This is a genomic window from Ruminococcus flavefaciens (assembly GCF_900119075.1).
Lineage (GTDB): Bacteria > Bacillota > Clostridia > Oscillospirales > Ruminococcaceae > Ruminococcus > Ruminococcus flavefaciens_Q.
In genome coordinates, this window is sequence record NZ_FPIP01000004.1 from 370,359 (window position 1) to 383,642 (window position 13,284).

The 13,284-nt window shown below is 44.4% G+C and carries 6 protein-coding genes; 3 read left to right on the top strand and 3 right to left on the bottom strand.

Going from position 1 to position 13,284, the window contains the following annotated elements; translation table 11 throughout:
- Nucleotides 1-163: 163 nt before the first annotated feature.
- A complete protein-coding gene (locus BT105_RS08550; RefSeq protein WP_072300328.1) occupies nucleotides 164-1,312 on the top strand; it encodes a leucine-rich repeat protein in 1,149 nt (382 codons plus the stop codon).
- A 46-nt stretch (nucleotides 1,313-1,358) separates the two neighbouring features.
- On the opposite strand, the gene BT105_RS08555 is transcribed toward BT105_RS08550, so the two are convergent.
- Together BT105_RS08555 and BT105_RS15185 are read right to left on the bottom strand one after the other, a co-directional pair.
- Nucleotides 1,359-3,947, bottom strand: coding sequence for a dockerin type I repeat-containing protein (locus BT105_RS08555; RefSeq protein WP_072300329.1), 2,589 nt, complete (start codon nucleotides 3,945-3,947; stop codon nucleotides 1,359-1,361).
- 186 nt (nucleotides 3,948-4,133) lie between these two features.
- The gene (locus BT105_RS15185; protein WP_207646763.1) at nucleotides 4,134-7,805 is read right to left on the bottom strand and encodes an endo-1,4-beta-xylanase; all 3,672 of its coding nucleotides are present in this window, start codon (nucleotides 7,803-7,805) and stop codon (nucleotides 4,134-4,136) included.
- 556 nt (nucleotides 7,806-8,361) lie between these two features.
- Here BT105_RS15185 and BT105_RS08580 point away from each other — a divergent pair.
- Nucleotides 8,362-9,018 (top strand): GNAT family N-acetyltransferase, encoded by a 657-nt coding sequence (locus BT105_RS08580; protein WP_072300330.1) that lies wholly within the window; start codon nucleotides 8,362-8,364, stop codon nucleotides 9,016-9,018.
- 317 nt (nucleotides 9,019-9,335) lie between these two features.
- Here BT105_RS08580 and BT105_RS08585 read toward each other — a convergent pair whose 3' ends face one another.
- Complete coding sequence (locus BT105_RS08585) at nucleotides 9,336-12,575, bottom strand: leucine-rich repeat protein (protein ID WP_072300331.1); 3,240 nt, start codon at nucleotides 12,573-12,575, stop codon at nucleotides 9,336-9,338.
- Nucleotides 12,576-12,740: 165 nt separating this feature from the next.
- Here BT105_RS08585 and BT105_RS08590 point away from each other — a divergent pair, with 165 nt between their 5' ends.
- A complete protein-coding gene (locus tag BT105_RS08590) occupies nucleotides 12,741-13,199 on the top strand; it encodes an AlbA family DNA-binding domain-containing protein (protein ID WP_072300332.1) in 459 nt (152 codons plus the stop codon).
- Nucleotides 13,200-13,284 lie beyond the last annotated feature (85 nt).

Consider the following 13,284-nt stretch of genomic DNA (forward strand, 5'->3'; position numbering starts at 1 on the left):
ATCCATGATAAAGCCGCCGAGTTACATCGGCGGCTTTCCTTATAATTAATAATTCGTTAATGACTTGGGTATTGCCATTTTTGTTTTTATATGGTAAAATGTAATCAATACATCTGTTTCGGATGTGTCTTGATAATAATCATAATAACAGGAGGGGTTATTTATGAACATCAAGAAAAAAGCTTTAAAGGCAGCAGCATTTATTGCCGCAGTAACTATGACAGCAGGTATTTCTCTGCCGTCTCAGAGAGGAGCAATTTCAGCTCCTGTACTCAGTGCATATGCAGAAGAAACAGGTACTGAGGGCAAGTCAGGTGCGCTTACTTACAAGAAGTATTCCGACCATGTTGAGATTACTTTGTGCGATAAGTCAGCTACTTCAGTAGAGATACCTGCAAGTATCGACGGTGTGCCCGTTACAGTTATCGGAATGTATGCATTCCAGATAAGCAAGATAAAAAGTGTTACTATTCCGAATACAGTCAAGGAAATAGGTCACTATGCATTCAACAACTGCCCTGATCTTACATCGGTAACTATACCTGACAGCGTTGAAAAGGTTGGTATCAGAGCATTTGAGTACTGTAAATCACTGGAGAAAGTTGAGTTCCCTGACCATATAATTGAATGGAATACGAAGGTGTTTGAGGATACACCGTGGATAGCCGCACAGCGGGAAAAGTCACCGCTGGTAATCGTAAACGGCGCACTTCTTGACGGCGACAAGTGCAAAGGCGACGTAAAGCTCGGGTCCGATATCAAATACATAGCTTCGGGAGCATTTCAGCGCAATATGGATATAACATCTGTAGTTGTACCTTCAAGTGTTACGGTACTTCGTGATAACGTTTTCTTCTACTGTACAAGTCTTACATCTGTAGAGCTTAACGGCGTGACTGAAATAGGTAGTATGGCTTTTGACGGATGTAATAAGCTGACTGACCTGAAGCTCTCCGGCAAGCTGAAAACTATTGACGATATGGCTTTCCCCGATACTTCATCTCAGGCTACTATAACTTTCTACGGAAGCAAAGATACATGGGAAAAGGTTAAGAAGCCCACAGATGATCCGTTCCTTAAGAATGCAAAAATGGTATTTGACGAAAGCCACGTTGATCCTGTTGATGACTTGGCAGGCGATGTGAACATGGACGGTGAATTCAATGTAACCGACCTTTTACTCTTCCAGAAATGGCTTCTCGGAGATACAAGTGCAGAGCTGAAAAGCTGGAAGGCAGCTGACTACACCAAGGACGAAAAGCTTGATATATTTGACCTTGTTCTTATGAGAAAGGCTATCATCATCAAATAAACTAAAAAAAGGCTGTACAGAATTATCTGTACAGCCTTTAATATTTTTAGTATAACTTTTGTACTTCAATCCAGTTTATCTTGAAATCATCTCTTATTACTGCGTCCTTGTCAAGCTCAAGATAGATATTCCATTCAGCCATATCGCAGGTCATTACCTGAGTTAATAGCCTGTTGATAGTGACATATTGGTCTGTAAGCTCTGTAACTTCATGTCTTATAGAGCCGCTTGATTCGGTAAAAGTAATGACCATGATCTTATGAGTATTGAACCATTCATCATCGTATGGTTCGCCTTGGCTGTTTAAGAGGGTTCCGACTTCCTCTGCACTTGTAAGAAAGCTTATACTTCCCTCACGGTCATAGCTGGGAGTACAATAACAGCGTTTATACTGAACATTGATAGGGTACTGCTTCGGAGCAGGCAGCTTTGCGGTTGCTATAAGCTTTTTCCTCATAGCAACAAGGTCGAAGATATCAATAACATCGTCCTTGCACAGGTCTACGGCTCTCCAGTCGTCAAGCTTGGTGTCTGTGCCGCTGTGGAGCCATTTCTGCAATGTTACAAGGTCAGCGATACCGAAGTCGCCGTCGCCGTTGGCGTCGCCCGTACACTTGAATACAGCATTCTGTCCGCTGTACTCGCTCTTGGGGACAATCACCTTCACTACAAATAAGAAATCAGTATTGCATATCCCGAAGTCAGGAGCAGGCTGAGTGTAATATACGGTAATATCATCGTCTGAGAATACCGTATCGTCTACACTGAACATATCTCCGCCTGTTGAGTCAAAACACAAGTCGAAGAGCAGAACGTTATTCTTGAAGAAAGCTTCGTCATAGGCTCCGAATATCTTTTCCTGATACTCTTCCGAGAAATACTTTGATGTTATTTCTTTAAGCTCGGACTGTGATTTTACTGCTGTGGGCTTAAAGTCATTTATCATAGTATATAAATCAGCGAATAGATTCTTGGTAATAGTCGAGTACTTGTTAATAGAGTATTTAACCCCGACTGTCTCTTTTTTTCTGAGCCGGAAGGTGATATCGCCTGTATTATTGCCGTTATTTATGACTTCTCTCGGCTTTTCCTTTGAAAGCTCATAGCCGGAGGGGAGATACTTCTCATCAATATTAAGGTCAAGCCATTCTGCTGTAATGACTTCCCAGTAATATGGGTTCTGACCTTCAAGATTCTTCATTTCGATACCGAAGAGCTTGGAAAGGTCAATATTATCCATATTGACAAACTTATTCGTGTCCTCATCAATAAAAGTAATACGCTTTACATTGTCAGAGAAAGTCTCCCTGCATTCCCATTCAGCACCGTTGTACTTGTATGCGTCCTTTGGCATCGTAAGCTGAAGAATACTGAGATATGACGTTCTGGACTGAGTACCGCTTATTATAGGCGTATAATCAACATAAAGGGTATTGTCTCTGGAGTAAACGCTTTCAAGTCCGAAGCGTGATACGCGTCCGCGGTATTTGTCGAGATAAGTATTCAGTATAAGAATGTTGTTCTCGAAGAATTTATCACTGTACTGTGATACGAAATTCTTTATCGCATCGTCATTCAGATAGAAATCAAGAAACTCAGAGAGCTCAGATTTTGATTTTATGACCGCAGATTTTGATCTGTCGAAGGCAAAGTATGCGTCTTCACCTGTGGCTTTCAGTTCAGTGCCGTATAAAGAGTAATTATTGTATGAAAATTCTGCATTATTTACTATTTCGTCACTGAGAGTTACCTTTGAAGCGTTATCGGAAGCCGTAGCGTAAGCAGTAAGATTCTTTGTTGATTGGAGCTTCAGGTCGTCATCAGAGGGGACAAAGCTCCACTTTATCAGTGCTTTTCCGTCCTTTACGGCTTTGTAGACCTCCACATGAGGCGTCTGACCGCCTGCAAGAGGCTGGGCAGTCTCCCTTGAGCAGTAGCTTGAAGTATAGCGCTGGAAATAATCACTATAGCCGTCCGACGTTTCCTCCCACTGATATCTTATTCCTGCTGTATCGTTGATGCAGAACACAACGAACTCGTCCTTTGCGGAAACATAGCCGTTCTTTTCGGCATAGTCGTAGAACTCTGTATAGCTGTCGGGAAGCCAGCTGTAAATATCTGTCTCGGTTATTTCGTTACCCTCGCCTATAGAGAACGAATAATGAGCTATAGCGTGATTGTAGCCAAGGTCAAGCTCAGATGACTTTATCCATGTATCGACCAGTGCTACCTCGAAATTGCCCTGCTTCTGCGGAGCATAATATACAACGACCTCATAGCAGTCCCTGCTGTTTTCATCAGCGTATGTCTTGTGGAACAGCTCCATCATCATGTCCTTTGTAGTTCTGATATCGTATCTGAGAACTCCCTGAGGTTCACCCTCGGGGACTTTTTTATATTGCTCCCTGAAAACAATGCAGACAAGTCCGTCCTGTACATGAGTAGCGCCGTAGGTGTTGCGGAAATCCAGAGCAGATTCAAAGCTCTGAGGAATCCACTCGGGGAGAGCAGCTCCCGTAGCGTGTTCAGCAGCATAAACAGTAGAAGAGGGAAGTGCTGCCGAAATATCTGAAGAGAGAGGTATAATTGCCGTTGCCGCTGCAATAACAGCAGCCGCAAGCTTTTTGAACTTCATTGTGTTCACCTGCCATTTCATTATTATTAGCAGAATTCCTCTGCTTGCGTATATTATAACATATAAGCTAAAAAATAGCAACATTTACGAAGAAAAACTTAATATTTTTTATAATATAGAAAAACCGAGGACAAAAGCCTCGGTTTTTCCGTAGAAAGTTTTAAATTTTGAAGAATTCTCTGATATTTACTGTCCCTCGTGGAAGAAATATGGGAGAGAGTCGTAAACATAGTGTCTTACATAGCCCCACCAGTGTGTCTTTCCGGGAGCAACCATGAAGTAGAAGTTACCCTTGGAGAAGTCTGATGTGAATACGAACTGGCTCATCTTCTTCATTTCCTCGACCTGAGGATTTACGTTAGGATAAGCGATATCCTCTGAGCCTGTTGAAGCGAAGATGAAGTACTCGTTTGTCTTGTAGCCTGATTTGTCAACAGCGTTTGCCAGACTCTTAGCCTTGTCGTATGCGGAGTTGCCGTTCCAGTGGTCGCCGCTGAGAGGCATGAAGTAGCCAACGATGTCGAGGCAGTTCTCGAATACAGCCCATGTAGATACTGAACCCATTGAGAAGCCGCCGTATGCTCTGTGCATTCTTGAAGCCTTAAGGGACTCAGCAGATGTATCCTTGTTAGCATAAGTTGAGTACTTACCCTCAATGAAAGGAACTAAGCTCTGACGGAACTCGCTGTAGAACTTGCCAGCTTCTGTCTTGTTGAATGTCGGGAATACAACGATAAGAGGTTCAAGCTCGCCGTTCATAATCATGTTGTCCAGCATATTCTGGATCATTGTATCGTTCTGGGAGATCAAAGTGTTCTCGTTCTCGCTGCCGCCGTGCATGAGATAGAATATGTTGTACTTCTTGTTCGGATCATAGTTATAAGGAGTATAAACATTGCAGTTGTTATAACCGTTTATACCGTTATAGCTCTCCTTTGTAACCTTGCCCCGCTGCTGGCAGCCGTTGAAGTAGTTGCCCGGAGCTTCCTTGAACTGAACGTTGCCGTTGTAGTTGAAGTTTGACTTAGGAGCAGTTGTTGTAGTTGTGGTTGTTGCCTTAGTTGTTGTAGTTGTAGTAGTTGATGTAGTAGTAGCCTTAGTTGTAGTAGCTTCTGTAGTTACAGTTTTGATGTTGTCAGCATAGCTTGCAGGAAGTGACTTTATAAGACCTAAGAGGTAACGCTGTAAAATAAGAGCGTCCTGAGCTGTTATGCCGTTGCCTGCTTCTGAAACGTCTGCATTGAACAGTCCCTGCTCTGACATCTTGTACTTGTCAGGGTTAGCAAGCGACTGCATGATAAGTACAACGTCGCCCATGTCTACGCCTGAGTCCTTGTTGGAGTCGCCCCAGACAGAAACCTTCTCATTGAGTACCTCCTTGAGGTCCTTAGCAGGTGCAGGAGGAGCGGTTGTAGTTGTTGTAACGTTTACAGGAGGAGCAGTTGTTGTAGCTGTAGTTGTTACTACTTCCTCTTCCTCATCGTCATAGTTAGGCGGATCGATCTTCTTTGTAAGAGCAATGATGTCATTATAGAAGCTCTTAGGCTGGTAATTGCTGAATGGGAGCGGTGAACCGCCGTTTTCAGACTTTCTCCAGCTTCTCTCGTCTGTTGTACCCCAGAGAGTAACAGTTGAGATGTTCTTAGCGTGTCTCATGCATACTTCAAAGATCTGAGTATAGAGCTCGCCCTGATTGCTCTGATTTCTTGTGATATCAAGCTCTGTTACCTGAACGTCAAGACCAAGTGACTCGAACTGCTTAACAGCTGTCTCGAATTCGCTTGCTGAAGGATAGCTTGCTGCAAGGTGAGCCTGCATACCGATACCGTCGATATAGTCGCCTTCCTTCATGACATTCTTAGCCATGTTAACGAGATCGTTAGTCTTCTTGGACATATACTCGTTATAGTCGTTGAGGTAGAGCTTTGTCTCGCTTGGAGCGTACTTTCTTGCATATTTGAACGCATTTATTACGAAATCGTAGTTTCCAGCGCCGTAAACGTCCTTCCATTTGGACCAGTTTCTCATTCCGCCGCCGTCGTTCTCAAAGAGCTCGTTGCAGACGTCGTATGAATGAACCTGAAGCTTAGGATAGTTTGACTTGAGCTGACTGAATGTGTTCTTGATCATGCTCTCGAGACGCTTGTTCATTCTGTCCTTTGATACATAGCTGCCGTTGTCCTTGAAAAGGAACTCAGGAGTCTGGCTGTACCAAACAAAAGTATGACCGCGGACGCCGATTCCGTTCTGCTCTGCAAATTTAAGGATACTGTTTGCAGACTGGAGGCTGATCTGGACCTCGTCTCCGTTTACGCCCTTAACGATAGAATCAGGCTTCATTTCGTTCTCACAGGTGATTGAGTTGTAGTTCTTCTTGATGAACTGCTGAGCCTGTGAGTTGCCGATCTCATAGCCGCTTACGGAAGTACCGAGACGGAAGTATGGTCCCATGTAGTCCTTGAAGCCGTTGCCGCCCTTTTCGTAATTATATGTAAGGTTCTGATGAGCACGAACGCCCTTGTAGTTCTTGCCTGTAGTCTTCGGTGTATCATCAGGAGCTGAAGTAGTGTCTACCTTGCCCTGTCCTGTTACAACAGCGGACTTTTTGCCTTTTTCGGATACCTGAACAGCGTCAACATAGAAATTGCAGAGGTCGCCTGAGCTTTCGGGAGTCTCGATGTAGAGAATGAGGTCGCCTGAGTTATCAGGGATAGTGAACTCTGTATTCTCGATCTTTGTCCACTCGCCGCTCTTGGTGTCGCAGTCAGCTATCTTTGTATAAGAAGCGCTGTTGCCGTCGCCCTGCTGGAGTGACATCTGCATTGTTACAGCGCTGCCTGACTTCTGCATAACAGCAGCACTGAAGCTGTATGTGTTGCCCGGTACGAAAGCGCTTGGATCAAGCGGGATAGCGCAGCCGTTCCATTCTGACTCTCTTCCTGATACTAAGAGAGACTTGCTGCCGTCATAGTAGTTAGATGAATCTGTATCAACAGAAGCGCTTCCTCTGCCTGACCAGTCGCCAGCACCGCTCTCGAATGTGCTTGTGAAGTAATTGCCGTCGCCGTCAGCCTTTACAGTCTGAGTAGGTGTGGTAGTAGTTGTCTCGCTTGGTGAAGGAGAGCCGCTGCCGACAGTTATCTTCTTTACATTAGCTGAACCGTTTGAACGGTAGCCTTCGATATTGAGGGATACCTCGTAAAGAGTACCCGACATATCCAGTCCCTTCTGGCTCCATGCGTCGAAGTGCTTGGATACGTCAATTGTGCCCTGCATATAGTTTGTGGTATTGTTTCTTGAACCGCTTGTCTGACGGATGCTCCAGTACTGAGGGAATGTAGCAGTACCGTCAAGAGAGGGCTGGTTATAACGCATTGTCTTGGCAATGTCATAGGTGTTGCCGTTGAGGGTTACTGTGCCCTTGTTTTCTGCACCGTTTCCGGGTGGACGCCAGTCGCCCCAGCCTTCAACGATATAGTACTCCATAAGAGGATTTCTTGTCCAGCCGTATACACACATATACGAATTTCCTCTTGGGGTGTACTCGACATCGTAAGTAAGAACTATATTGCCGAATGACTTATAATTCTTCTTCTGGCTGTCGTAGTTCTTGCCCATACGAGCAAGAAAGTTCTCGATGTTGCTCCAAGAGCAGGTGAATGAGCCTGCGCCGGGATTCATGGAAACCTGTCCCTGACCGTTCTGATTCCACATTTCGTAGTCAAAACCGCCGATGTTGCCTCTGGTCTGCTGATCAGCACCGTGAACAACGGCTGCAGGAACTGAAGGTACACTTGCTGCGACCATCATTGCTGTGATACCAGCGCTGACGATCTTCTTGAAAGTGCCTTTTCTCATGTCGATCATTCCTCACTTTCCAAACATGATTTTGTTTTAAAGTTTCTTCCTTTTCTCAACTGAAGAAAAGCACAATGGCGTTGAAGCCGCTGCGTCCCATCTTTTCCCCAGCTTATACAACAATTTTATTACATTTTTATGAACAAAACAAGTCGTTTATTGTGATTTAAACGATTGTCTGTTCACTTTTTGCTGTTTTTTAGTCATTTCGTATAATAATTTTTACGCAATGTATTGCAGCTTTGTATTTTACTGCCCGTTTACGATGCTATGTAAATTTTGTGTCATAAAAATCATAGCACAAATGTTATATCTGATTATAGCCTTAGCTTGGCAAATGTAATTAATTAATTATTTTCTTACTTGAAATTTCTATTGACATTACCATAATTTTGTTTTATAATGATATCAGCGGATATCACCGCAATATTTTTTAAGGAGTCAGTTGTTTGAAAAATAATAACAGAACTGAGATAGCAGCGTAAACGAGAGGTTTGCGACTACTTTCTCACACAAACCTCTCGTGTCTTGTCAGCATTTTCAGGAGGTTATAAAAATGAATAAATTTGACTTTATCATTCGCAAGGAAACAGAAAAGGACTATCGCGAGGTAGAGAATCTTGCACGCGAGGCGTTCTGGAATCTAAGCGTTCCGGGCTGCTTTGAGCATTATTTCATACATATCATGCGCGATCACTCAGATTTTGTCCGCGAGCTGGACTATGTAGCCGAAACAGACGGCAGAATAGTGGGCAGCGTTATGTACTGCAGGGCTAAGCTCAGGGACGAGCAGGGCAATGAAAAGGATATCCTCACCATGGGACCTCTCTGCGTACTGCCAGAGTATCAGCGCAGGGGCATCGGCAAGGCTATGCTGGAGCACACCTTTGTCAAGGCTTTGGAAATGGGATACGACGTGGTCATAAACTTCGGCAATCCCGATAATTACGTTGCAAGGGGCTATAAGAGCTGTCTGAAGTACAATGTCTGCTTCGAGGGAGATTTCTTCCCGGCGGCGCTGCTTGTCAAGGAGCTTAAAGAGGGCGTTCTTGACGGCAGAAGGTGGTTCTATTATCCAAGTGACGTAGATAAGCCCTGTGACGATGAGGCAGCTGTTGCAGAGTTCGATAAGCTCTTTCCACCGAAGGAAAAGGGCTGGCAGCCAAGTCAGGAGGAGTTCTTTATTCACAGTCATTCTGTTATCCGACCATAATCGAAAAAAACAGCCGCAGAGTTTAATCATAATACTCATGTAGAAGTTTTATGCTTAATATTGAGAGAACCCCTTTTGAAAAAGGGGCTTTTCTCAAACTCTCTCCCTAAAACTTTCAGTTTTATTTTTTCTCATATAGGGCTCGCTCTGTACTATTACAGGGCTTTTTTATTTTGGGCGAGCCCTATATGAGAAAAAATCAGCTAAAAAAGTCTTTGGAAAGGGGGACGGGGGAAAGCCTTTCTTCAGAAAGGTTTCCCCCATAATTAGCTATAAGTTTCTATATAAGTATAGCGATTATCTGCGGCTGTTTTTTGTTATTTTAACTTCTTTGCCATGTATTCGCTCATTGTCACAGGCTTTTCCTTTGTGGTAGCTGTGTAAGCGTAGTATTCAAGGATAAACGAAGCGTCAACTGCATTTATAGCGCCGTTTGCGTCAACATCGGCAGCTTTTTTCTGTGCCTCAGTAAACTGACTTTTCTTGTTGGTTGATGTTAAAGCGTATTCAGAGAGGACCATTGAAGCGTCAACTGCGTTTACAGCCTTATTGTTGTCAACATCGCCAAGTGAATAGTCATCGGAAACAGGTGCAGCAGTAGTGGTAACAGCTGTAGTCGTTGTGAAAGTTGTAGTTGTGGTCGTTGATGTTGAAACTGTTGTGGTAGTTATTACGTTGTGATATTCACCGTCATCGCCGAGAACTCTCAGTCTTTCATCAAGAACAGTATTTTTTTCGCCGACCTTTACCTTGTCCCATGCAGCCTGCTTATCTGGATAGAATACGTTGAGTATCTTATTGCAGCCGTCGAAAGCGCTGTTGCCGATAGATTCGATAGTCTTCGGGAGAGTAACATTTTCAAGCTGCATACCGCTGAGAGCATTAGCAGGGAGCTCTTTGCCGTTTGTTATATTGAGTTCCTTTAACGAGTTGGGGATAAAGATAGTGCCGTCTCCCCAAGGCAGACCGTAGGTATAGCCTGAGACATAGGCGCCGAAAAGCCCCTTGAACCATGATGATTCGGACTCCGTCTGCTTGACTGTATCGGGTATAACAAAAGGAAGCGTGAGTGATTCAAGAGAAATACATTTGTTGAAGCAGTTTGGACCGATTATTGTATCTTCGCCGTTGATGACTGCTTTTTTGAGCCCTGTGCAGTCGATAAATGCGGTACCGCCTATCTCCTTAGTAGCCTTTGGCACATTTATCTCTGTGAGAGCGGTGCAGCCGCCGAAGGCTCTTTCACCTATCATTGTAACGCCCTCGGGGATATCAACGACTATCTTTGCACAGCCGTTAAATGCTTGATTACCGATGTGTTCAGCCTTTGACGGCATATCGAACTTTTCGAGATTTGAGCAGCCTGAGAATGCAAGGTTTCCGATATATGTTGTATCGTCGGGAATGTTTACTTCGGTAAGAGAGCTGAAGCCATACAAAGCATCGTCGGGGATATTGGTGCCCCCTGTAACGTTTATTTTTTCAAGGGCACTCGGCACGTAATAAGTAGCGCCGCTGTATGTAACGCCATAGGTGTATCCCGAGATATATTCGCCGAAGAGCTGACACAGGCATGAGCTGTCTGTGCTTGCAGCGTTCTTAGGATCAAAGCCTGCATAGGGGAGAGTAAGGTCGCCGAGGGAGATACATTTGTTGAATGTTTTCTTGCCGATACCGTTTTTGCAGGTGCTTATTACAGCCTTTTTAAGTGCGGTACAGCCGCTGAATGCGGAATCGCCTATCTTATCTGTAGCTTCGGGAACATTTATCTCAGTGAGGGAAGTGCAGTTTTCAAAGGCGCTTGCACCTATTTCTGTAACTCCCTTTGGAATATCAAAGTTTATCAGTGTGCAGTTCTGGAATGCATCAGCACCGATAAATGTTGCCTTTGACGGAATTTTGAATTCTTTTAGCTGTGAGCAGCCGCTGAAAGAGCTTTCTCCGATATATTCTGTATTATCAGGTATGCTTAACGAAGTAAGGGAATTGAAGCCATAGAAAGAATCGTCGGGGATATTGGTGCCGCCTGTAACGGTTATTTTTTCAAGGCTATTCGGCACATAATAAGTAGCGCCGCTGTATGTAACGCCATAGGTGTATCCCGAGACATAATCGCCGAAGAGCTGACACAGGCACGAGCTGTCCTTAGCTGCGGCAGATTCTGCATCAAAGCCTGCATAGGGGAGAGTAAGGTCGCCGAGGGAAGTGCATTTGTTGAAGACTCTCTTGCCGATACCGTCCTTGCAGGTGCTTATCACAGCCTTTTTCAGCGAAGTACAGCCGCTGAATGCTGAATCGCCTATTTTATTTGTTGCCTTAGGAACGTTTATCTCTGTAACAGATGAGCAGTTTTCAAAGGCGTTTGCGCCTATCTCGGTAACGCCGACCGGTATATCAACATTTATCATTTTGCAGTTTAGGAATGCATCAGCGCCGATAAATGTTGCCTTGGAGGGCATTTTGAACGTTTCAAGAGCTGAACAGCCGCTGAAAGAGCTTGCGCCAAGGTACTCGGTATCATCGGGAATGACTGCTTCTGTAAGGGAACTGAATCCGTAGAATGCTTCATCGGCGATCTTTGTGCCGCCTGTTATCGTTACCTTTTGGAGTGAGTTCGGGATATAATAGGTAGTATTGGCGAAGCCTACGCCGTAGGTATAACCCGAGACGAAAGAACCGAAGAGAGTACCGAGCCATTTCAGAGGCTCTGCGTCGTTTTCTCTGAAAATAGCAGTGTCTGCATTGGGAAGAGTAAGCTCTTCGAGAGCTATGCATTTTTCAAAGAGCTTTTCGCCAAGCTGTTTTGAACCGCCCTTGACAACGGCTTTTTTCAGTGATGTACAGCCGCTGAAAGCGTAAGGACCGATAGTTGTTACGTTTTCAGGGACGGTAACCTCGGTAAGAGAGGTGCAGTTCTGGAAGCTCAATCCTCGCAGAGTTTCCAGCTTTTCTGGAAACGTCACTTCTTTAAGTGCGGTACAGCCCTGAAATGCGGCTCTGTCGATGAGTTTGAGACTGTCTGGGAGTTCAATGGCTTCAAGGCTTGTATCGTCTGCGAAAGCCCATACTCCGATAGATGTAACAGCCTTGGGGATATTGACCTTTTTGAGCTTTGGACAGGAGCTGAAGCTGCTTACTCCGATAGATGTTACAGTGTCGGGGAGCTCTGCTTCTTCAAGCTCGGGGCAGTTGCAGAACAAATTATTGCCTATATTCGTAATGCCGTCACCGTCGTTGATGAAAACGGCTTTCTTTATGTTTTTTGCCGATTTTTCAAAGGGAGTGCCGATGAAATCGCCCATTTTGCCGTATCCCTTGATGTAAACAGTACCGTCCTCATAGAGAAAGTACAGGATATTATTTCCAAGTTCGCCCTTTTTCACAGGAGTTTCGCCTGTTCTCAGGTCAGCAGGGACAGGGATATCGTCTGCCGAGCGGACAGCTGACAGGTTGATATTTGTCGGCTGAACACCTGCTGCGCAGTTACCTGTGAATGGTATTGAAGCCGTTACACACAAAGCAGTGCTCAGTGCGGCTGCGGTTATTTTTTTAAGCATTGTAATCGCTCCTTATTATATAGAAATACTATTATATTATATAGGAAAACATATAGATTGTCAAATCACTTATTGCTAATTAGAGACAGCTGTCACGAGTTCTTTGTCCTGAGCTTGACGAACAACGAAATATAGTCTATAATATAATCAGAAAGGGGAATGGCTATGATAGATGTAATGCACCTTGAGAAATACAAGGAGACCAACCGTATAGAAGCAAAAAAGGCTCTTGGCGGACTCCCTGACAGCCTGTGGGAGACCTATTCGGCGTTTGCAAATACTCTCGGCGGCGTGATACTTTTAGGAGTAGAGGAGCTCAGCGATAAGACTCTGAGGCCTGTAGACCTGCCCGATCCCGAGTGGCTTCTCAGCGATTTCTGGGAGATAATCAACGACAAGCGCAAGGTGAGCAGAAATATCCTTACACATGACGACGTTCAGATAAAACGCATATACGGCAAGCATATCATAGTCATAACTGTTCCGAAGATAAAAAAGGGCGAGGAGCCAATTTATATCGGCGGAAGCGTCTACACAGGCACATATAAGCGCAGCGGCGACGGTGATTATAAATGCTCTGTGGAGGAAGTAGCGGAAATGCTGAGAGCTAATTCAGAATTATAAAAAAACAGGGACTGCAATAAACGCAGTCCCGATTTTATATATTGTGCTGTAAGCGATGTACAATTAACATTTATGTTAAGAGTAA

Bases quoted from the DNA above. Each gene is read 5' to 3' on its own strand.
- BT105_RS08550 (WP_072300328.1), top strand. From the start codon at position 164: ATGAACATCAAGAAAAAAGCTTTAAAGGCAGCAGCATTTATTGCCGCA.
- BT105_RS08555 (WP_072300329.1), bottom strand. From the start codon at position 3,947: ATGAAGTTCAAAAAGCTTGCGGCTGCTGTTATTGCAGCGGCAACGGCA.
- BT105_RS15185 (WP_207646763.1), bottom strand. From the start codon at position 7,805: ATGAGAAAAGGCACTTTCAAGAAGATCGTCAGCGCTGGTATCACAGCA.
- BT105_RS08580 (WP_072300330.1), top strand. From the start codon at position 8,362: ATGAATAAATTTGACTTTATCATTCGCAAGGAAACAGAAAAGGACTAT.
- BT105_RS08585 (WP_072300331.1), bottom strand. From the start codon at position 12,575: ATGCTTAAAAAAATAACCGCAGCCGCACTGAGCACTGCTTTGTGTGTA.
- BT105_RS08590 (WP_072300332.1), top strand. From the start codon at position 12,741: ATGATAGATGTAATGCACCTTGAGAAATACAAGGAGACCAACCGTATA.